Origin of the sequence: Pseudarthrobacter humi, assembly GCF_024294965.1 — a bacterium.
GTDB lineage: Bacteria > Actinomycetota > Actinomycetes > Actinomycetales > Micrococcaceae > Arthrobacter > Arthrobacter humi.
On the sequence record NZ_JANCLV010000003.1, the window covers coordinates 142,056 to 162,982 of the forward strand.

18 protein-coding genes are annotated in these 20,927 nt (G+C 67.6%); 7 read left to right on the plus strand and 11 right to left on the minus strand.

Annotation, left to right across the window (positions count from 1 at the left end):
* Nucleotides 1-123 precede the first annotated feature (123 nt).
* From NFC73_RS05965 to NFC73_RS05980, 4 genes are all read right to left on the minus strand, one after another.
* Nucleotides 124-633 (minus strand): HAD domain-containing protein, encoded by a 510-nt coding sequence (locus NFC73_RS05965; protein WP_254748447.1) that lies wholly within the window; start codon nucleotides 631-633, stop codon nucleotides 124-126.
* A 174-nt stretch (nucleotides 634-807) separates the two neighbouring features.
* The gene (locus tag NFC73_RS05970; RefSeq protein WP_254748449.1) at nucleotides 808-1,239 is read right to left on the minus strand and encodes a VOC family protein; all 432 of its coding nucleotides are present in this window, start codon (nucleotides 1,237-1,239) and stop codon (nucleotides 808-810) included.
* Between the two features lie 111 nt (nucleotides 1,240-1,350).
* Nucleotides 1,351-2,070 carry a response regulator gene (locus NFC73_RS05975; RefSeq protein ID WP_254748451.1) on the minus strand — a complete coding sequence of 240 codons (720 nt, stop codon included), beginning with the start codon at nucleotides 2,068-2,070 and terminating at the stop codon, nucleotides 1,351-1,353.
* Nucleotides 2,067-4,037 (minus strand): DUF4118 domain-containing protein, encoded by a 1,971-nt coding sequence (locus tag NFC73_RS05980; protein WP_254748453.1) that lies wholly within the window; start codon nucleotides 4,035-4,037, stop codon nucleotides 2,067-2,069. The genes NFC73_RS05975 and NFC73_RS05980 overlap by 4 nt, the downstream gene beginning before the upstream one ends.
* A gap of 178 nt (nucleotides 4,038-4,215) precedes the next feature.
* Here NFC73_RS05980 and NFC73_RS05985 point away from each other — a divergent pair, with 178 nt between their 5' ends.
* Entirely contained in the window at nucleotides 4,216-6,189 is a 1,974-nt protein-coding gene (locus tag NFC73_RS05985; protein WP_254748455.1) for an APC family permease, read from the plus strand.
* A 20-nt stretch (nucleotides 6,190-6,209) separates the two neighbouring features.
* Here the strand turns inward: NFC73_RS05985 and NFC73_RS05990 are convergent, their stop codons facing one another.
* On the minus strand, nucleotides 6,210-6,965 hold the full coding sequence (locus tag NFC73_RS05990) for a ZIP family metal transporter (protein WP_254748457.1): 756 nt from the start codon (nucleotides 6,963-6,965) through the stop codon (nucleotides 6,210-6,212).
* Between the two features lie 140 nt (nucleotides 6,966-7,105).
* Here NFC73_RS05990 and NFC73_RS05995 point away from each other — a divergent pair, with 140 nt between their 5' ends.
* Nucleotides 7,106-7,726 carry an L-threonylcarbamoyladenylate synthase gene (locus tag NFC73_RS05995; RefSeq protein ID WP_058932553.1) on the plus strand — a complete coding sequence of 207 codons (621 nt, stop codon included), beginning with the start codon at nucleotides 7,106-7,108 and terminating at the stop codon, nucleotides 7,724-7,726.
* A 36-nt stretch (nucleotides 7,727-7,762) separates the two neighbouring features.
* On the opposite strand, the gene ligD is transcribed toward NFC73_RS05995, so the two are convergent.
* A complete protein-coding gene (gene ligD / locus NFC73_RS06000) occupies nucleotides 7,763-8,785 on the minus strand; it encodes a non-homologous end-joining DNA ligase (RefSeq protein ID WP_254748459.1) in 1,023 nt (340 codons plus the stop codon).
* Between the two features lie 79 nt (nucleotides 8,786-8,864).
* On the opposite strand from ligD, the gene NFC73_RS06005 reads away from it, so the two are divergent.
* On the plus strand, nucleotides 8,865-9,542 hold the full coding sequence (locus NFC73_RS06005; protein ID WP_254748461.1) for an alpha/beta hydrolase family protein: 678 nt from the start codon (nucleotides 8,865-8,867) through the stop codon (nucleotides 9,540-9,542).
* 39 nt (nucleotides 9,543-9,581) lie between these two features.
* Here the strand turns inward: NFC73_RS06005 and NFC73_RS06010 are convergent, their stop codons facing one another.
* Together NFC73_RS06010 and NFC73_RS06015 are read right to left on the minus strand one after the other, a co-directional pair.
* Nucleotides 9,582-9,734 carry a hypothetical protein gene (locus tag NFC73_RS06010; RefSeq protein WP_254748463.1) on the minus strand — a complete coding sequence of 51 codons (153 nt, stop codon included), beginning with the start codon at nucleotides 9,732-9,734 and terminating at the stop codon, nucleotides 9,582-9,584.
* A gap of 153 nt (nucleotides 9,735-9,887) precedes the next feature.
* Nucleotides 9,888-12,683, minus strand: a complete 2,796-nt coding sequence (locus NFC73_RS06015; protein WP_254748465.1) for an ATP-dependent RNA helicase — start codon at nucleotides 12,681-12,683, stop codon at nucleotides 9,888-9,890.
* 95 nt (nucleotides 12,684-12,778) lie between these two features.
* On the opposite strand from NFC73_RS06015, the gene NFC73_RS06020 reads away from it, so the two are divergent.
* Nucleotides 12,779-13,039, plus strand: a complete 261-nt coding sequence (locus tag NFC73_RS06020) for a hypothetical protein (RefSeq protein WP_248764158.1) — start codon at nucleotides 12,779-12,781, stop codon at nucleotides 13,037-13,039.
* A gap of 48 nt (nucleotides 13,040-13,087) precedes the next feature.
* On the opposite strand, the gene NFC73_RS06025 is transcribed toward NFC73_RS06020, so the two are convergent.
* The 3 genes from NFC73_RS06025 to NFC73_RS06035 all read right to left on the minus strand — a co-directional run bounded on the left by NFC73_RS06025 (nucleotide 13,088) and on the right by NFC73_RS06035 (nucleotide 18,515).
* The gene (locus NFC73_RS06025) at nucleotides 13,088-14,944 is read right to left on the minus strand and encodes a gamma-glutamyltransferase family protein (RefSeq protein WP_254748467.1); all 1,857 of its coding nucleotides are present in this window, start codon (nucleotides 14,942-14,944) and stop codon (nucleotides 13,088-13,090) included.
* Between the two features lie 102 nt (nucleotides 14,945-15,046).
* Complete coding sequence (locus NFC73_RS06030) at nucleotides 15,047-16,303, minus strand: MFS transporter (protein ID WP_254748470.1); 1,257 nt, start codon at nucleotides 16,301-16,303, stop codon at nucleotides 15,047-15,049.
* A 52-nt stretch (nucleotides 16,304-16,355) separates the two neighbouring features.
* Nucleotides 16,356-18,515 (minus strand): elongation factor G-like protein EF-G2, encoded by a 2,160-nt coding sequence (locus tag NFC73_RS06035; protein WP_254748472.1) that lies wholly within the window; start codon nucleotides 18,513-18,515, stop codon nucleotides 16,356-16,358.
* Nucleotides 18,516-18,677: 162 nt separating this feature from the next.
* Here NFC73_RS06035 and NFC73_RS06040 point away from each other — a divergent pair, with 162 nt between their 5' ends.
* The 3 genes from NFC73_RS06040 (at nucleotide 18,678) to NFC73_RS20965 (ending at nucleotide 20,926) form a co-directional block, all read left to right on the plus strand.
* Nucleotides 18,678-19,256: a hypothetical protein gene (locus NFC73_RS06040; protein ID WP_254748474.1), complete on the plus strand. Its 579-nt coding sequence runs from the start codon at nucleotides 18,678-18,680 to the stop codon at nucleotides 19,254-19,256.
* 152 nt (nucleotides 19,257-19,408) lie between these two features.
* Nucleotides 19,409-20,209, plus strand: a complete 801-nt coding sequence (locus tag NFC73_RS20960; protein ID WP_372494583.1) for a 13E12 repeat family protein — start codon at nucleotides 19,409-19,411, stop codon at nucleotides 20,207-20,209.
* Between the two features lie 24 nt (nucleotides 20,210-20,233).
* The gene (locus NFC73_RS20965) at nucleotides 20,234-20,926 is read left to right on the plus strand and encodes an HNH endonuclease signature motif containing protein (RefSeq protein ID WP_372494584.1); all 693 of its coding nucleotides are present in this window, start codon (nucleotides 20,234-20,236) and stop codon (nucleotides 20,924-20,926) included.
* The last annotated feature ends 1 nt before the right edge of the window (nucleotide 20,927 follow it).

Sequence of the window (20,927 nt, forward strand, 5' to 3'; positions counted from 1 at the left end):
AGCAGTTCCACTACCCGCCGTGCCCTGCAACGCATTATTCACCTGCAGTTCATGTGAAATGACCTGTGGAGTTAACAGAACCGGCGTGAAACCTTATCGATCGTACGCGTCCCTGGCATCAGGTCAAAACAGCTGCTCCGTGACAAACCCCCCGACGGCGGCCAGTTCGGCGGGAGAGATTCCCCGGCGTGGATCGGGCGACACCGTGAGGATGCGTGGGCCCAGGAATCCGGCCCAAGCGAGTGCCTGCTGTTCATAGCGGAGCTGGTCGTCAATCCACACGATGCCATCCGGGGGGTTGGCCGCCAGGTCCTCCTGGAGGGCGGCAAGCTTCCACCAGCCCTCCCCCGTTCCGGAGCCATCCGCTGTCAGGCAGGGCCAGTGGCCGCCTGCAAGTCCGATGGCAGGGCATAAGTATTCCGCGGCCATCTCCTCCCAGCTGGTGAGCCACACGCACCGGACTCCAGGCAACCGGGAAAGCCGGTTCAGCCCGTCAACCAGCTGGCCCGCATATGCCACTTCGAGCACGCCGGCGTTCGCAAGTATCCAGGCGGAACCCCATGGGGTCTTGCCTGTTGCTCCGAACGGGCAAACGACGCCGTCGACGTCCAGGTACAGGGTGACGTTCCGCACTGCCGCTCCCGGTCAGTCCGGGAGGCCCGGAGCGGCGCTTAGATGATTGAGGGGCTGCACGCATCAATGGTTGCATTGCGTGCAGCCCCTGCTCAAGGACTCGCGGATAAGCGCGTATCCCAGGCAGAGCAGGCCTTTGGTCCATCGTTCTCTGTCCTGGTTTGACGTGGGAGCCTATGTCGCGGGAGCGGCCTGGGGGTTGTTGACGTTGACCAGCCAGGCGGTGCCGAACTTGTCGGTACACATGCCGAAGATGTCGCCCCAGGGTGCCGGCTCCAGGGGAACGGTGACCGTGCCGCCGTCGGCGGACAGCTTTTCCCAGTAGCCGCGCAGTTCGGCTTCGTCGTCGCCGCTGAGGGAAACCGAAATGGAGCTGCCGGCCGCGAGGTCCATGCCGTTCGGCGTGTCTGCCCCCATCAGGACCAGGCCGTTGCTGGAGGTCAGCATGCCGTGCATGATTTTGTCGGCTTCCGCCGGATCTTCGCTGGCGTGGAACTCCCCGAACGTGCTGAGGGCCAGGTCGCCGCCGAAGACGGACTGGTAGAAGGTCATCGCCTCGCGGGCGTTCTCGCGGAAGCCAAGGTAGGGGTTGAGCGTCGTTGACATGGCCGGTTCTCCTTGTGATGCGGAACTGAAACGGAATCGGAACAGTCAACATCCTGCCGCACTTCCCACCACGTTCATAGGGGTTCACGGCAACCTGGTGCCCCGCGGTTTTCAGGGCATAAAGCGGTATCCCACACCAGGTTCCGTGAGGAGGTGACGGGGTTTCCCGGGATCGGCCTCCAGCTTCCGCCGCAACTGGGCCATGTACACACGCAGGTAGTTGGCTTCCGTCTGGTAGGCCGGTCCCCAGACGTCCAGCAGCAGCTGCTGCTGGGTCACCAGCCGGGTAGGGTTCCGGACCAGCAATTCCAGGATGTTCCATTCGGTCGGCGTCAGCCGGACAACGTCCCCGTCCCTCCTGACCTGCCGCTGGGCCAAGTCCACCGTGAAGGAGGATGCGGCCACCGTGGGTGCCGACGCCGGATCCGGAACGCGGCGCAGGAGCGCCCGCAGTCGGGCCAACAGCTCATCGAGTCCGAACGGCTTGGTGATGTAGTCATCCGCCCCGGCATCCAGGGCGTCGACTTTGTCCGATGAGCCGTGGCGTGCGGACAGCACCAGTACGGGCAGGTTGCTCCATCGACGGAGTTCCCGCAGGACTTCCGCTCCGTCCAGGTCCGGCAGTCCGAGGTCCAGGATCATTACGTCCGGCGGACGGTGGGAAGCGGCACGCAAGGCTGTCCCGCCGTCGGCCGCCGACTCCACGGCGTAGCCGTGGGCCTGGAGCGTGATCCGGAGTGCCTTCAGCAGGTGGGGATCGTCGTCGACAACCAGCACGCTGGTCCGGCGGCTTCCCTGCGTGCCGGAAGAACCAGCCTGGTCCGTGTTCATGTGGCCTCCTGACGCGGCTGGCCGGCCGCGTGGCGTGCGCCCGGCGAGCCGGTGGAAAGGGCCAGCCTGATCACCATGGTCAGCCCGCCGCCGGGAGTTTCCTGTGCAGTCAGCGTCCCGCCCATGGCCCTGACGAACCCGTCGGCGACAGCCAGGCCCAGTCCCACTCCGGTGGCCTGGGCCCGGTCGTCGAGCCGCTGGAACGGCTGGAACATCTCAAGCACCTTCCCGGCGGGCACACCGGCGCCGTGATCGATGATCCGCAGTTCGCCGGACGGATAGCCATCCAGCGTGGCTGCACCCATGCCGTCGGAAGCGCCTGTGATGGTGATCCCCGAACCCGGCGCATATTTGACGGCGTTTTCCACAATGTTCGCGATCACGCGGTCCAGCAGCACCGGATCAGCCTCGACGGTCGGCATGTTGGCGGGCAGCTCCACCCGGACGGTACCGTCCGGGAGCCCGCGCAGGGCCGGGGCAATAACGTCGTTCCACCGCACGGGTCCCAGCAGCGGCCGGACGGAATCGGCGGTGATCCTTGACATGTCCAAGAGGTTTCCCACCAGCTGGTCCAGCCGGTCCGTGCATTCGTCAATGGTTTCCAGCAGCTCCCGTTCTTCCGCGGGCGTATAGGTGACGGTCCGCTGCAGCAAGCCACCGGCGGCGAGCTTGATCCCCGCCAGGGGCGTCCGCAGGTCGTGGGACACGGCCCGCAGGATCGCCGTGCGCATGGAGTTCCCTTCGGCCAGCCGCAGCACCTCGCGCCGGCTGACGGCCAGTTGGCGGCGTTCCAGCTGGGCTTTGACGTGGACCGCAAATGCACCCAACAACCGGCTTTCCATTGCCGGCACCTCCCGGCCGAACAACACCAGCCAGGTGTCGGCGTCGACCGGTTCCGCGGTGCTGCCCGGCAGTCCGGTGCTGCCCGGCAGTCCAGTGACACCATGCTCCCACCCGGCGGTATCCCCCGCGCCGGCCACGAGCGACCAGATCCTGCCGTCCGCGCCACGGACTCCGGCGGGTCCCGACATCCGACCGGAACCTTGCGCTGTGCCCTCCCGGCTGCTGTACACACCGGCACCGGTGGCGCCAAAAACGTCCAGGGCCTCCGCCAGGATCCCGTCCAGGGTGTCCTCCGAACGGGAGGCGCCCAGGGCGAGGTCGCCCAGCGTCGCCGCCTCCGCCTGCGCGCGGGCAGCCTCCTTGGACCGGCGGGCAGACCCGTCCACCACCCCGGCGACTGCCACTGACACCCCCACAAAAACGGCCAGGGACAGGAGGTCCTGGGGATCACTGATCGCCAGGTCCCCCAGGGGCGGTGTGGAAAAGTAGTTCACCAGCAGGCTGCTCCACAGCGCGCCGACCACGGCAGGCCACAACCCGCCCACCAGCGCCACCGCAACGGCGCCGGCAAGCTGGATCAGGACGGCAGTGGCAACGCTGTGGTCGAAGGCTGCGAGCAGCAGCTGCAGCAGGGCAGGCAGCGCTGCTGCGAGCGCAAAGCCAATGGCAACCCTGGTGCGGCCCAGGTCAGGCCGCCGGCGTGGTGCGTTCCGCTGGGGCGGGACGCGGGGAACTACCTGGACATCAACGTCGCCCGCACCGCGGACCACCCGGGCTTCCACGGTGCCGCCGGCGAACAACCCTGCGAGCACACCGGCAAGCGGTCCGCGGCGGGACTGCCCCACAACAATATGGGTGGCACTGGACTTGCGGGCGTAATCGAGCAGGGCCCGGGCCGGATCCGTCGCGGAAACAGTGTGGTAGGTCCCGCCCAGGTCATTGACCAGCCGCCGCTGTGCCTCCAAGACCTGGGGAGACTCGCCCGCGGTACCCCCGGTGGTGCGGACGTGGACGGCCACCAGCTCGCCGCCGTCGGTCCTTTCGAGAATCCTGGCGGCGCGCCGGATGAGCAGTTCTGCGTCATCGCTGCCGTTGAGGCCGATGACTATCCGTTCCCGTGCCATGCCGCCATTCTCCCACCCGGATCCCCGCGTCCCGTGCGGGCCTTTCCCGGGGTCGGTGGCTGTGCTCATACGGGCGTTAAGGATGCGTCAAGATCCGCCCGAATGCGGCGCCAAGGCGAGTGGGCGGTACTAGATTCGGCTGTGCCCGCGGTGCTGTGCCGCAGACTGAAAGGCTTTCATGACCACCATGAGCAGACCCCCTGCCGATCCCTCGGCACTCCGTGCGACGCGGAAGGAGGCCCTTGGCAGTTGGCTGCTGCATGGATTGGAGGATGCCAAGGGCACCCATCAGGGGCCGGGCGGGCTCGCGGACGAACAAAGGAAGCACCACTGGTGGCAGGTGATGTGCCTGACCGGCGTGGACTATTTCTCCACGCTGGGCTACCAGCCGGCCATTGCGGCGCTCGCGGCCGGTGCCATCTCCCCTTTGGCAACGCTTGTCCTGGTGGCCGTGACGCTGTTTGGCGCCCTCCCCGTCTACCGCCGGGTTGCCGGCGAGAGCCACCGCGGCGAAGGGTCCATTGCCATGCTGGAGCGGCTGCTCCCCAAGTGGCGGGGCAAGCTCCTGGTGCTGGTGCTGTTGGGTTTCGCGGCCACGGACTTCATGATCACCATGACGCTGTCCGCCGCCGATGCGACGGCACACCTGATCGAGAATCCGTTTGCACCGGGCGCCCTGCACGGCCAGGAGGTGGCCGTAACGCTGGTCCTGCTTGCCCTGCTCGCTGCGGTTTTCCTGCGCGGGTTCAAGGAGGCCATCGGCGTCGCCGTTGTGCTGGTGGTCCTGTACCTGGGGCTCAACGTGGTGGTCATCGCGAGGTCGCTCGCGGAGGCAGCCGCCCATCCGGTGGCCGTCGGTGACTGGTGGCAGACTCTTACCACCTCCCACGGGAATCCGCTGATGGCGGTGGCCATCGCCCTGCTCGTCTTCCCCAAGCTGGCGCTGGGGCTGTCCGGCTTTGAAACCGGCGTGGCGGTGATGCCGCAGGTCCGCGGCGGCGTGGGCGATACCCCGGAGAACCCGGCTGGGCGGATCCAGGGGACTCGGCGGATGCTGACCACCGCCGCCGTGATCATGAGCTCCTTCCTCGTGACCAGCAGCTTCGCCACGGTTGTCCTGATCCCCGAGGCTGAGTTCCTGCCGGGCGGACAAGCCAACGGCAGGGCACTGGCGTTTCTGGCCCACGAATACCTCGGGCCGGGTTTCGGCACGGTGTATGACGTGAGTACCATCGCCATCCTGTGGTTTGCCGGTGCGTCCGCGATGGCCGGCCTGCTGAACCTGGTCCCCCGGTACCTGCCTCGGTACGGCATGGCCCCTGCGTGGGCGAAGGCAGTCCGGCCGCTCGTGCTTGTCTTCACGCTGATCGGGTTCCTGATCACTTGGCTGTTTGAGGCCGACGTCGATGCCCAGGGCGGGGCGTACGCCACCGGCGTCCTGGTGCTGATGACCTCGGCTGCAGTGGCCGTGACACTCTCGGCGCGCCGGCTTCGGCAGCGTAAGCGGACCATCGGCTTCGGCATCATCACGGTGCTGTTTGTCTACACAACGGTCGCCAATATCTTTGAACGTCCCGAAGGCATCCGGATTGCCGGCTTCTTCATCCTGGGGATCATCAGCATCTCGCTGCTCTCAAGGGTGCTGCGGTCCTTCGAACTGCACGCCACGCACGTCCGGCTGGACACCCAGGCCCTGGAGTTCATGGCGGAGAACCTGAGCGGGCCGATCGGGATCATCGCCCACGAGCCGCTCCGCCAGTCGGCGGACGCTTACCGGCAGAAACTGGCGTCATCCACCGAAGCAAGCCATTTCCCGTCTGATTACCGGCCGCTGTTCCTGGAAGTCACTGTGGACGATTCCTCCGACTTCGAGACGGCATTGGAGGTCCGGGGTGTGGTGCGGCACGGGTTCGCCGTCCTGGAAGTCCACGGACCGGTTGTGCCCAACACCATCGCCTCGGTGCTCCTGCACATCCGCGATGTGACCGGGCTGATGCCCCACGTCTACTTCCGCTGGACCGAAGGAAATCCTGCCGTGAACCTCCTGCGCTTCCTGGTGCTGGGCGAAGGCGAGATCGCCCCCGTGACACGCGAGATCCTCCGCGAAGCCGAACCGGATGTCACCAAGCGGCCGTGGGTGCACGTGGGCTGACCGTTCACGACGGCGGGACATCACCCGCCGAGCTGGTGGACCGTGAAGGCCGTCAGGAACCCGACGGATGCGGTCAGCCCGGTGAGGTTGTGGTGCTCTTCGAACGCCTCGGGGATCATGGTGTCGGCGAGCATCGCCAGGATCCCGCCCGCCGCGATCGCGGTAATGAAGGCGACGACGGCGCCCGGAGCGTTCTCCAGCGCCACGTACCCGAGCAGTGAGGCGAGTCCGCACATCACGGCGATGCCGCCCCACACCCCGAAAATGTAGCCGGTGCTGCGGCCCGCCTTTTTCATGCCCGCGGTTCCGGAAAGACCCTCGGGAACGTTGGAGATAAACACAGCCACCAGCATGGCTGGACTGACCGATCCAGCGGTGACGAGTCCGACGCCGAGCACTATCGACTCCGGGATCCCGTCGAGGAGGGCGCCGAACGCGATGGCCGCGCCGCTGCCCGGGCTGTCCTGCTCCGTCGGTTGCTGGCTGCCTGAGCGTTTGCGGTGTTTGGCGCCGGCCCGGGTGAGGAGCATGTTCGCTCCCACGTAGACGACGGAGCCGGCCAGGAATCCGGTCACGGTGGGCCACAGGCCCCCGCCATCAACCGCCTCGGCAACGAGCTCGAACGCCAGGGCCGAAATCAGCACGCCCGCCCCGAACGACATGATCGAGGAAACAAGTTTTGACGGGATGGCCCATTTCCACGACGCGGCGGCCCCCAGCACCAGGGCGGCTCCGGCCACGGTTCCCCACATCAACGCCTGAAGCCACACCGGCACGCTGCCACCTTTCGTTTGTCCGCCCGGCGCTTACCCGGCTGACTGAACCTATCCTCCCTGAACCTATACGCGATCGGTGTCTGCTCACGACGCCGTGCCTGTCTACTGGCCGGGGCGCCACTTGTCGTAGGCTCAGGAGCATGGCCAGATACTTTGATGTTCATCCCCAGGATCCCCAGCCCCGCGCGATCACGCAGGCCGTGAAGATCGTGCTCGACGGCGGGCTGATCGCCTACCCCACGGACTCCTGCTACGCCCTCGGTGCCCAGCTGGGCAACAAGGATGCGCTGGACCGGATCCGGAATATCCGCAAGCTCGACGACAAGCACCACTTCACGCTGGTGTGCAAGGACTTCGCCCAGCTGGGCCAGTTCGTGAACATCGGCAACGACGTCTTCCGCGCCATAAAAGCCGTCACCCCGGGAAGCTACACGTTTATCCTGCCAGCCACCAAGGAAGTGCCGCGCCGGCTGCTGCACCCGAAGAAAAAGACGGTGGGTGTGCGGATCCCGGACAACCGGGTGGTCCAGGCGCTGCTGGCCGAGCTTGGCGAGCCCCTCCTCTCCAGCACCCTGCTGCTCCCGGACGAGGAAGACCCGCTGACCCAGGGCTGGGAAATCAAGGAACGGCTCGAGCACGAGGTGGACGCAGTCATCGATTCCGGCGACTGCGGGGCAGAGCCCACCACGGTGATCGACTATTCCAGCGGAGTGGCCGAGGTGGTGCGTCGCGGCACCGGGGACCCGTCCCGGTTCGAGTAGGCCCTTCCTCGTACGCGAGGACCGGCTCGAACGGACTCAGTCCTGTTTGCGGGCCCGGCTGGGCTGCACCCGCGGGGGCTCGCCGGGCATTTTCGGGTAGTCCGGCGGGAACGGCAGTTCGCCGAGCCCGGCCTTGAGGTCCCGCTCCCACCACTCCAAGAGCACGTTGATGGTGCCGGGATGTTCCTTCATGTCTGCCCAGGGATCGCCCACGGCCCTGAGCCGCTCGGGGACCGTCAGGATGGTGAAGTCCTTGGGATCCGCGCTGCCCAGTTCGTCCCAGCTGATGGGGCAGGAGACGGGCGCATGGGCCAGCGCGCGGGGGCTGTACGCGCCGGCGATGGTCCGGTCCCGGTTCGCCTGGTTGAAGTCCAGGAACACCTTCACGCCGCGTTCCTCCTTCCACCAGGCCGTGGTGACCTTGTCCGGCATCCGCCGCTCCAGTTCGCGGGCCGCAGCGATCACCGCGTGGCGGACGTCCAGGAATTCGTGGTTGGGCTCGATGGGAGCGTAGACGTGCAGGCCGCGGTTCCCGGATGTCTTGATGAACGTGTCCAGCCCGGCCTCCGCCAGCACCTCCTTCAGCGCCAGGGCAGCCGGGACGGCGTCGTCGAAGTCTGTGCCCGGCTGCGGGTCAAGGTCGATGCGCAGCTGGTCCGGGTTATCGGTGTTCGCTGTAAGGGACGGCCACGGGTGGAACACCACCGTATTCATCTGCACCGCCCATACAGCCGCGGCGGGTTCGTCCAGGACCAGCATGGGGTGCGAGCGTGCGCTCGGAAAGGTCACGTTCACTGAGCGGATGAAGTCAGGTGCTCCCTTGGGCGGGTTCTTTGAAAAGAACTGGTCCCCCTCGACATTGTCCGAGTACCTCTGCAGCGCCACCGGCCGGTCACCGTTCGCGGCGATGAACGCCTCCCCCACATCCACCATGTAGCGTGCGAGGTCCAGCTTGGTCAGACCGAGATCCGGCCAGAGCACCCTGCTGGGGCTGGAAACGCGCATCTCGCGCTCGCCGTGAGGTCCCGGGACAGTGAGGGTGGTCTGTTCGCTCGCCATGGGGACAACCTACCCTGCGCCATGCGTGGCGTCAGCACCCCGGCACCCAGCGCTGCCGGTGATCCGGCATCATGGACCTATGGCCGTAGCTGAATCCCCTGTCACCTTTCCCGTCGGCGACGTTGAGGTCTCCGGCGTCTACGCCCGCCCGGACAGCCCCTTCGCCACCCTGGTGCTGGCGCACGGGGCAGGCGCCGGTATGGAGCACCCGTTCATGAGCGGTTTCACCCGTGGACTGAACGACGACGGCGTTGCCACCCTGCGCTTCAACTTCCCCTACCGCGAGGCCGGCCGAAAATTCCCGGACCGGCCGCCGGCAGCCATCGCCGCCTGGCGCGCCGCCATGGACGAAGCCGCGCGCCAGGCGCAGGCCCACGGTGATACGGGACCGGTGTGGGCCGCCGGCAAATCGTTTGGTGGCCGGATGGCGTCCATGGCAGTTGCCGAGGGAATGGACACTGCCGGACTCGTCTACCTCGGCTATCCCCTCCACCCGCCCGGAAAGCCCGAAAAGCTCCGCGACGAGCATCTCTACGGGCTCACGCTGCCCATGTTGTTCCTGCAGGGCACGCGCGACACCTTCGCGACGCCGGATCTGCTGGAGGGTGTCATCTCCCGGATCGGTCCGTCCGCTGTCCTGGACTGGATCGACGGTGGTGACCACTCCTTCGCCGTCGCCGGCAAGAAGCGCGACGCTGCAGAGATCGGAGCGTCGCTGGCGCCCAAGGTGGCCGAGTTTATGCGGAGCCGCGGCTGACCGAACCGGCCAGCCGTAACGGCCACGTGCCCCGACCAGCTACGCAGCGTCCTCGTGCCACCAGCCTTCCCAGGCGGTGGAGGTCAGCCGGCCTGTGGGGAAATCGGTCTTCCCGATCCCTCCATTGTGCGGGTGGCTGCCCTCTCCGCGGCCGGCGTCAAAGAGGAAGTTCAGGCTACTCAAAAGCAACATAATTGTGTCCCTTCGTGTGGTGGTCTGGACCACGCTGTCCAAGTAGGAACGAGCCTAACTGCGCCATGTTTCAGCGGGTCGACGCAACGTTTCGGCGACGTATCGGACATCTCACCGGTGCAACCGGCGAAAGAAAGGCCGCCGGCGCGCCGGCTACATCCGGGCTTTGGTCCGGGCCGTCGGCAGTGCCGTCCAGGGATCCTCCGGCCAGGGATGCCTGGGGTAGCGGCCGCGCATCTCGGCCCGCACCTGCGCGTACGGCCCGGACCAGAACGATGCCAGGTCGTCCGTCACGGCAAGCGGCCGCCGCGCAGGCGACAGCAAGTGGAAGAGGACAGGAACCCTTCCGTCCACCAGCCGTGGGGTCTCAGCCCAGCCAAAGCACTCCTGCAGCTTGACCGCGACAACCGGCCGGCCGCCGTCGTCCGCGCGTGCCTGCCGCGGTGCTTCCTGCCCGGGTCCTGCCTGGTCCGCCGCGGCACCATCTGACCCGGCACCGCCTGGCGCCGCTCTGTCCGACACCTCGGGGTAGTCGATCCGCACCATCGATCCGCTGGGCACTTTCAGTGCCTCCGGTGCCAGCTCCGCCAGACGGACCGCCTCCGGCCAGGGCAGCAGCCGCCGCAGGGGGTCGGTGAGGTCAATGCTGCTGGTGGCGGCGCCGCCGGCCAGTTTCTCGAGCTCCGGTCCCAGCCAGGAGTCCAGCCGGGCCAGCAGGGCCGGTTCGGAAACGTCGGGCCACGGCTCACCCAGTTCGCGGCGCAGCAAGGCGAGGCGGCGGCGCAACGCGTCAGCCGCCGTCGACCATCCGATGGTTCCCAGCCCCTCCGTGGCGAGGGCACGGGTCACCGCGGCACGGCCCTCCTCGGCGGAGGGGCGGACGGGCGTGGAGGACAGGCTGATGGCACCCAGCCGGCGTTCCCGCCTGGCCTTCACCCTGCCCTGGCTGAACTGCGCTTCCACGGCGTCGGTCAGGAGGTGCCCGGCGGCCGCCTCGGCGGTGTCGGCGCTCAGCGGCGCGGCGGACCGGACGACCGCGCCGGTACCGGCTGCGGCCCGGCCGGCGGCGCGTGAAACTTCCGCCACTGCCAGCCACTCCTGTCCGGTGAGCGGACTGCCCGCCGGTAACCCCGCACGGGTGCCGGACGACAGCAGGTACCGCGCCGGGCCATCGCCCGGGACGCGCCGGGCCACGCGGTCCGGGAACGCCAGCGCGACGACGACGCCCACCGCCTCCGCGGCCGTCACCGGCGCGGACCTCACCAGGGACGCAATGGCGGGTTGTCCGATGGCGGCGCCTTCAGTCCGCGCAATGCCCTCCAGCCGGCGGACGTCCTCTGCCCAGCGCCTGGCGGCGGGGTCCTTTCCGGCTCGCAGGCCGGACAGGAGCCGGGTGAGGTCGGCCCCCGGGGCCCGCTGGTCCCCGGCTACGAGTGCCACCGCTTCCGCTGCGGCGCGGTGACCCACGGCCGCTGCGCCGTCGAGCAGTGCGCGGGCCAGCCGCGGATCAGCCGGGACCCGTACCAGCGTCCGCCCCAGTGCGGTGGCGTGCCCGTCCCGCCCCACGGCTCCGAGTTCGCGCAGCACCTCTACAGCCTCGCCCATGGCTGCCGCGGGAGGCGGATCCGGAAGCGCCAGCCCGGCGCCGCCCGGTGATCCCCAACAGGCCAGGACCAGCGCAGCACCGGTCAGGTCCGCCACAACGATCTCGGGCGTCACGTGCGCCGGCGCGGCACCATAGGTCCTTTGGTCGTAGCACCGGACCACCCGGCCCGGGCCCTGCCGTGCGGCCCGGCCGGCCCGCTGTTCGGCTGATGCCCGGGAACAGGACACCGTGACCAGCCCGGACATCCCCCGGCTGGCATCACGGCGGGGTTCGCGGGTCAACCCGGAATCGATGACCAGGCGCACTCCAGGGACAGTCAGGGATGACTCCGCCAGGTCCGTGGACACGATGATCCGTGCCGGGCCGCCCGGCGGGCGCCCCGACACTGCCTGGTCCTGTTCGGCCGGGCTGACCTGGCCGTGGAGCTCCAGCACCTCCGTTCCGGGGGCAGCCCGGCCGCGGAGGCGGGCCGCCACATAGGAAACCTCCCAGGCCCCCGGGACAAAGACCAGCGCATCGGTGCGCGTGTCCTCCGCCACGGCGGCAGTATGGGCCTGCGCGGCTGTATCCGCCACATGGTCGAGGAATCCGCGTGTGACCCCACGGTCATCCAGCCGCGCCACGGCGCCGGGTACCCACTCCACTGCCAGGGGGTACAGCGCTGAGGGGCAGTCGACAACGGGAGCCGGCCCGCCGCCGTCATCCGCGGTCCCTGCCTGTCCTGTCCCTGCATTCGCGGCTGCGCCCCCGATCAGGGCGGCGAAGCGGGGCGCGTCCAGGGTGGCGGACATGGCCACCATGGTGAGGTCGCCGCGGAGCTGCCGAACTTCGGCGAGCATCCCCAGCAGCAGGTCGGTTTCGAGGCCTCGTTCATGGACCTCGTCCAGGATGACCGCGCCCGTGCTTTCCAGGCCGGGATCATCGAGCAGGCGCCGCAGCAGGATGCCCGGCGTGACAAACTCCACCAGGGTGGCTGGCCCGGCCTGGTGTTCACCGCGGACGGTGTACCCCACGCGGTCTCCGATCCGGCTGCCGTCGAGGGCGGCAAGGCGCCGGGCGGCGGCACGCGCCGCGACCCGCCGCGGCTGGGTGACCACCACCCGATTGGCCATTCCTGCAGGCGCGGCAAGGTTGGCGAGCAGCGGCGGGACAAGCGTTGTTTTTCCGGTGCCGGGCGGCGCCTGCACCACTGCCGTACCCGCCGTACCGCCGGCGCGCAGCACAGAGGACAACTCGGCGAGCGATGCAGCGAAGGCCAGATCGGTGCCGATGGCCGCCAGATCAAAGGTGCCGGCACCAGGGGTGCCAGCAGGGACGGCGGCGGAGTCGGTTGGCGATGTCACTCGTCCATTGTCGCCGCAATCCCCCACCGCCGTAGGCGCACGTGCGGTGGAATAGGTCAGACTGGAGGTCATCGACCACGAAAGCAGGACTTCCCTTGATCAACCTCCAGCAGGACTCCGAAGGCTTCATCCGTATGAAGAGGCACTTTCCCGCCACTGCCACGGTGACTGTCACGTTCAGCGACGGCTCCCAGGAGGAGTTCTCCGGCCGCCGGCTCAATGAGATCTACGACGACGCCCTGGCCGTGTACCGCGCCCAAAACCAGCTTGATGCCAAGGGCTTTTCCCGTGGTCCGCAGAAAAAGGTGCAGACCACTATCGAGTTTGTCCCCGTCCGGCCCGGGATGGGGCAGTAACCCGGGCCACCGCGCCAATCGGCTCCAGAGCCAGCGGACCACGTATGCTCACCGCGCCGGGTTGACCACCATCGCCGAACCGCCGCCGCGCCGCAGGGGCTCGGCAACCGCGGTCATGCTCTTGCCAGGCCCAAACTCGATGGCTGTCGCGGCGCCGATCTCCGCAGCCGACGTGAAAGCGTCTCCTGCGGGCACCAACTTGTGACCGTATGGTGCCAGGGCGTCTCCATAGGCCTTGATGAAGTCCGGCTCGGCCGTGACATTGGGCGTGTTGCGCTGGGATGCACGCGGGGCCGCGAGCGAGTCCAAAACGCCCATACCCAGGTCCACCCTGTTGAGGATGGTCTGCAGCACCGTGGTGATGATGGTCGATCCGCCCGGGGAACCGAGCGCCAGGAACGGCTTCTCGTCCTCAAGGATGATGGTGGGCGACATCGAGGACCGTGGGCGCTTGCCCGGCTCAATCCGGTTCGGGTCCTCCGGATTGGTCGACGTATAGGAGAAGTCGGTGAGCTCGTTGTTGAGCAGGAACCCGCGGCCGGGCACCACGATGCCGGAACCGCCGGTCTGCTCGATGGTGAGGGTGTACTCCACGACGTTCCCCCACTTGTCAGCGACCGTGAGGTTGGTGGTGGAGATGTTTTCGGTATCTGTCTCGGCCGCCGCAGCCGCAGGCGAAACCGTGCAGACGCCGTCGAACCCGGAAACATCACCGGCGGCGACGGGCTTCGGTGTCGCCGCATGCTTCGGATCGATGGCGCACGCCCGTTCCTTGCCAAACAGCGGGTTGGTCAGCGCATCGGTGGGGACGTCGACAAATGCCGGGTCCCCGAGGTACTTACCGCGGTCTGCGAAGGCGAGCGCGCTGGCTTCGAGGTAGTGGTGCAGGGCGTCCGGCTTGGTCATCTCACCGAGGTTGAACGGTTCCAGGATGTTCAGCGCTTCGCCCACGGTGGTCCCGCCACTGCTGGAGGGCGCCATGCCGTAGACGTCGTAGCCGCGGTACTCCACATGTGTGGGCTCCTGGTCCAGCGTCCGGTATGCGGCGAGATCCGCCGTCGTCAGGTAGCCCGGAAGGGCTGGAATGCTGGTGGGCGGGACAGTCACAGGAGGCACCCAGGTGGGGTCTTTCGGCGGAGCCTGGACCGTTGCCGCGATCTCCGTCGCGAGCTGTCCGCCGTAGAACGCATCCGTTCCCTCCGTCGCGAGGAGCCGGTACGTCTCCGCGAGGTCTTTGCTCTGGAAAATACTGCCGACGGCGGGAGCGTCACCGCCGGGCAGGAAGAGACTCGCCGTGGCGGGGAAGGCCGAGAACCGTACTTTGTTGTCGAGCGTCTGCTGGCGGAAGGTTTCGTCCACCACGAAGCCGCGGTTGGCCACCCTGATGGCAGGTTCGAGGGCCTCGCCAAGGTCCAGTGTGCCCCAACGTTCCAGCGCCCGTTCCCACGTCGCCGGCGTTCCGGGGACACCCACGGAGACGCCGCTCGAGACGAGCTCTGCGAACGTGTATACGACGCCGGTGGCCGGATTCACGAACGCAGTGGTCGGCATCGTTGCCGGAGCCGTTTCCCGGCCATCGATGGTGCCCACTTTGCCGGACTTCGCGTCGTAGAACACGAAGTATCCGCCTCCGCCGACGCCGGCGCTGTAGGGCTCGGTCACACCCAGGGTCGCGGCCGCGGCGACGGCGGCATCCGCCGCATTGCCGCCGTCGCGCAGGACTTCGATAGCCGCAGCGGACGCCTCCGGGTCAACGGTGCTCACCGCCCCGCCGTACCCGGTAGCCAACGCCTCCTTCTTGATTTCCCGGGGATCAGCAAACGCAGGACTGGTCACCGCCCCACCCGTCACGCTCAAAGCCAGAACAGCCGTTACAGCAGCCAATTGACGTCGCACACTAGGCATGATCTCTCCCAAGTCGGGGTGTTGCGCAGGGTGGGTTTGCGCCACGATACTCCGCCGTGTTGGGACTCTCAAGGCTCAACTTTTTGTGCCGAGGCCATGGCTTCAGGCCGGTGTGCCGGCTTCGGTGGTGGCAGTGTCGGCCGGCGAGCGCCGCCGCCGGCTCGCCAACAGGAACGGCACGGCGAACAGCTCGATCACACCGCTGATGGCCAGCGACAACGGATAGCCGTATACGTCCGCTGCCCGGCCCATCAGCGGCTGCACCACAATTCCACCGCTGGATCCCATGAGTGAATCGAAGCTGAGCACCGTTGCGCGCTGCTTTGAAGCAATCATGTCGTTCAGATAGGCCTGCCGCACCGGAGTGCCCGCCGCCGAGATCAGGGCCCACAGCACCAGCAGCAGCAGCGCCACCCAAAACACACGCGTAATGCCCAGGGCCACCAGGATCAAGGCGCCCATGCTGCTGCTCACTACCAGCACCGTGGTGCGTTTGCGGACCACGCGCCGGACCATGGGCGCCAGCCAGCCGCCCACCACCTGGGCCCCGGCCACAATGCCCGCCGCGAGTCCAGCGACAGAGTAGGCGCGCGGGTCACCGAAGAGCTCCAGCAGGTAGGGCTGCAGAGCATAGAAAACATAGATTCCGACGCCGGCGCTGAAAGGCGCGGCGAGCATGATGTACCGTACGGGCGGGTTTTTCAGTCCGTTGTCGATGGAGGCGGACAGCACGTCCCGGCTCGCCTTGAGCGGATGGGGAGAACGTTCCGGAGTGAAGCCCACATCGCGCATCAGCCAAAAGGCCACCCCGAACATCGCCAGGAGCACTCCAACGCGCAACAGGAACGGCACGCCGAGGTCGGTGGCCTGGGCAATCACGCCGCCGCCCGTCGAACCGGCGAGCATCGCGATGCCGGAGACCATCAAAGCCCGCCCGAACACTGCCTCCAACTCACCGTCGTAGCCGGAGAAACGCAACGCATCCACCAGCCAAGCCTCCACGGCCCCGGAGAAGAACGTAAAGCCCAGGCCCAGCAGGACCGACACCACTGCCCAGGCCCAAAAGGGAGCGGACAACTGCCAGAGCAGGTAGTACAGGTAGGTGGAAGCAGCCAGGGTCACCGTGCCGAGCAGGAATGAGACCCGGCGTCCCCAACCGTCCGCGATGACCCCGGTAGGCACTTCGAACAGGACCATGCCGGCCGTGAAAAACGCGTTGGCCGCGAATGCTTCCAGGTTGCTCAGCCCGGCATCCAACAGAAAGAGCGTATTGATGCCCCAGATGAAGGAGGCCGCAAGAGTGTTGCCCAGGGTCAGGGTGAGGTAGATGCGCTGGATTTTCCGCGCGGTGGCGTTCATGACGATCCGTTCATGCGGTGGCGTTCACGACGATCCGGTCATCACGAGGCGTTCATGAGCCGCTGGGCACCGGGTCATGCCGGAGGTACCGGCGCCGGAACCGGCCGGTCCCTGCTGTCAGCGCCCGCAGCTCCACAGCGTACTTCAGCAGTTCCTGGTCCGGGACTTCCGCGCTGATTTCGGTCAGCTCACTACCGGAGGTGGCCGTGCCGGTGAGCCGTCCGCGGCGTGCTGAGAGGTCACTCATCACGGCCCCAACGTGCGCCTCGGACACGGTGATGCTGACCGCGGAAACAGGCTCGAGCAGCTGGATACGACCGGCCGCGGCAGCCTCCCGGAGCGCCAGGGCCCCCGCCGCCTGGAAGGCGGCGTCGGAGGAGTCAACGCTGTGGGCCTTGCCGCCCACCAGCGTGACGCGGAGGTCCACCACGGGGAACCCGGCAGCCAGCCCTTTCTGCATCTGCGCACGCACCCCTTTCTCCACGGAGGAGATGAACGTTCCGGGGATCACCCCGCCCACCGTTTTGTCGACGAATTCGAACCCGCCGCCACGGTCCAGCGGCTCCACGTCGATGTCGCAGACGGCATACTGCCCGTGGCCGCCGGACTGTTTGACGTGCCGGCCGTGGCCCGTTGCCGGGGCCGCGAACGTTTCCCGCAGTGGCGTCACGACGTCAATGGTGTGCAGCTTCACGCCCTGGTCGCGCAGCCTGTCCAGCACCACCTCGGCATGGGCCTCCCCCATGCACCAGAGGATCAGCTGGTGTGTTTCCGCGTTCCGCTCAACACGCAGCGTGGGATCGCCGGCGGCCACCTTCGCCAGGCTCCGGGCCAGCGCGTCCTCGTCACTGCGCGAGTCCGCCTCGACGGCCACCGGCATCAGTGGCTCAGGCATCTCCCAGGTAGCCAGCAGGAGCGGCTGGTCCTTCGCCGAGATGGTGTCCCCCGTTTCGGCGCTTCCCAGTTTCGCCACCGCACAGATATCACCGGCCACACAGTGCGCGACAGGACGCAGGTTGGGGCCCAGCGGAGAATACAGGTGGGTGACGCGCTCGTCGGTGTCATGGTCCTGATGGCCGCGGTCCGCGAGCCCGTGCCCTCCGACGTGCACGGGAGTATCAGCACGCAAAGTACCCGAAAATACACGCGTCAGGCAGACCCTCCCCAGGAACGGATCAATGGTTGTGCGGACCACCTCAGCAGCCAGCGGCCCGTCCGGGTCACAGGCCAGGGCCGCCGCTGCAGCGCCCGTCAGGTCAGTCACCTCAGGGAGGCCGCCCTCCACCGGCGACGGGAAGCCCCGGGTCAGGACTTCCAGCAGTTCCGCCGTGCCGAGGCCGGTGACAGCCGAGGCCGGTACCACCGGGAAAAAGGAACCGCGGGCGACGGCGGTTTCCAGGTCCGCGATGAGGACATCGGTATCGATGTCCTCACCACCCAGATAGCGGTCCATCAGGGTCTCGTCCTCGCTCTCGGCGATGATCCCTTCGATGAGCCGGCCCCGGGCGGCTTCCGACGCCGCGCGCTCACCGGCGTCAGCGTCCCGGGAACCTGCGGCCGCCTCCCCGGCGGAGTAGTCAGAGACTGTGCCCGTCAGCAGTCCCAGCAGCCCGCTGGTTTCGCCGCCGGACCGGACCGGGACGTACAACGGCAGCACCGCGTCGCCGAACGCCTGCTGGCAGGCGGCCAGAACGCCGTCGTAATCTGCCCGGGGGTGGTCCAGGCGGGTGATGACCACAGCCCGCGGCATCCCGAGGCCTTGGCATTCGCCCCAGAGCGCCGTAGTGGTGGCGTCGATGCCGTCAACGGCGGAGACAACAAAGAGGGCGGCGTCCGCAGCCCGGAGCCCCGCCCGAAGTTCGCCGATAAAGTCCGGATATCCCGGAGTATCCAGCAGGTTCACCTTGATCCCGTCGACGAGCAGCGGAACCAGGGACAGCGTGACCGACCGTTGCTGCCGCACTGCCGAAGGGTCCGAATCGCTGACGGTGGTGCCCTCCGCGATGGAGCCTTTGCGTGTGATCATGCCGTGGGCGGCCAGCATCGCCTCGATCAGCAGGGTCTTCCCGGCACCGGAATGCCCCACGAGCGCCACGTTGCGCACCTGTTCCGGATCTGTTGCCGCGATGCCGTGCGGAGCATCACCCCGGCGCACCTCCGGCCCTCCCCGCCCCGGTGTCCGTGCTGCGTCCTTTGCGGCTTTCACTGACATGGGAACCTCCTGGCGTCTTTGCCATGCACCGGGCCGAATCGTGTCCTCTGATTCGACACCCTGGCGGGCGCAAGGGCAAGAGCACGCGCCGGGACGAGGTGGCCGCAGCGGAGGATAATGGCAGCCAGAGCCCACGAGTCCGTGCCAGTGTGAGGGGGTCCCATGCAGCAGGTTCCGCGCATCACGGTGGAGGTTCCCGTCCTCACGGTTGGTGCGGGTCCGTCCGACTACGAGGCACTGGCCAGCTATGTCAATGCCCTGCGCAGGCCGCAGGGGCTGCACCTGACGCTGCTGCATATCGGAATCCTGGCTGATTTTGCGCAGGACGTCGCGGACTGGACCAAGGGGATCACCTCGGCCGGTGAAGCCGCCCGGCGCGCGACAGGCTGGTTGCAGGGCCTGCCCGTTCTGGACGGGTTTGCGGGAACTTCGGAACAACTGATCGTGCTGGGTGGCGGCGGCATCTCCGGGCTCGAAGTGGATGTGCCCGATCGCGTGCACGACTACCAGGTGTTTCTGGTGCAGGGCCTGCATGATCTGCTGGACCGGCTCCTCGTGGACAATGTGGACGACTTTATCCTCAGCTCCCCGGCACTGGGCTACCGGTACCCGCACTGGGTGCCCCATGTCGCCGTCGGCCGTCCCCTGTCACGGGATCGCCGGCCGCGGACGATTGCCCCGCTGACCGTCGTCTTTGGCCCGTCGCGGATCAGGAACGGCCGGTTCCTGACGGCTGACTGAGCAGCCAACGCGTCAGAGCGCGGCACCGTTCCAGGCCCGCACGCTGCGCGAACAGACACTTGAGGTCGCCACGCGAAAAACTTTCCCAAAGTATTTCGCGTCACTGCCTGGAGGGGACCTTAAATGTCGGTGCCTCGCAAGATGATGTGAGCATGACAAGGACAACCGCGGTGGAGGCGTTGGAGGCCATTAGGGCTTCCGTCGCTGCGCTTGCCCTGGTGATCCCCGGCGCAGTTCCAACGCGTCAAGGGGAACCGGATCCGCTGCGGCAGCAGTCTGACGGCTGGCTGGACACGCTGGCGGAGGCTGCCCGGCTGCAGGCTGCCACGGCTGCCCTGGTAGTCCACGCCGCCGCCGGGTTCGCTGATACTACGCGGGCGATGACCTTCCCGAACGCGTTGCCGCAGGGCCGCATCGCTCAGGAGATGGCGGTAGTTGCTGAGGTCGCGTGCGTCCTGGCGGTCAGCGAACGGACCTCCGGTGCGCTCCTGTCCGAGGCCCACGAACTGACCACCCTGCCGCTGACGCTGGCCGCCCTGCAGGACGGGAAAATTTCGTGGCAGCATGCCCGGGCCATGGTCGACGAAACCGCTAGCCTGAACCTGGCTGGCGCCGCCGCCTTGGAAGCCCACTTCCTGGACCCCGACGCAGCCAAACCGGCAAGCGGCTGTCCCGCCGGGGAACTCGTACCGTCCGAGTTCCGGCGCAAAGCCCGGACCTGGCGCGAACGGCACCACCCGGACAGCATCGAAAAACGCCACACCAAAAGCGCCCTGGACCGCCGGCTGGAGTTCGCCCCGGACCGGGACGGCATGGCCTGGCTGAGCGCGTACCTCCCCGCAGACCAGGCCGCCGGGATCTGGGACCGCGCCACCACAGCAGCCCGTGCCCTCCAAGGACCCCAAGAGGACCGGAACCTGAGCCAGATCCGCGCCGATGTGGCCGCCAGATGACTCCTTGGCGGCGCCGCGGAGCACATGCCGTCACCCTCGGCGCAGGTGCTTGTGACCGTGCCGGTATTCGCGCTGATGGGCCTCACCGACGAACCGGCCATGCTCGACGGATATGGGCCCATCCCGACGTCGATGGCCGGCCGGCTCATGGCCGAAAGTTCCACATCATTCCACCGGGTCCTTACCGACCCCCGCGACGGGGCGCCGCTGGAGATCGGGCGCACCAGCTACCGCATCCCCGTCAGCATGCGGCAATGGCTCCGCCTGCGGGACGGCAGATGCCCGTTCCCCGGCTGCAGCAACCAGTCCCTGGACAACGAAGCCGACCACCTTCTCTCCTGGGCCGACGGCGGAACCACCGGGATCAGCAGCCTCGGCCAGCCATGCCGCAAACACCACAGGCTGAAACACACCACAGGTTGGACGCCAGCCGGGGCGAGCGCCGACAAGCCACCCGGCTGGACTTCGCCGTCAGGCCGTCAGTACGCCAGCGAACAACAGGACTGGGAGCCACCCGATTGGCCATCCCAGATGATGGGCCGACTGAGACACCCTGAACCTGGCCTGGCCATGCCTGAAGAGATCCTGTCTGGAGACTCGCTGCCCGGCGCACCGCCTAAGGAGCTACGCCCGGTCTGTTCCGTGCCGGAGTGGAGCTGGCAACAGGCACCGGTCGACGAGCCCTGGCCGGAGTGGAGCATCCCCCAAACGGTCTAGC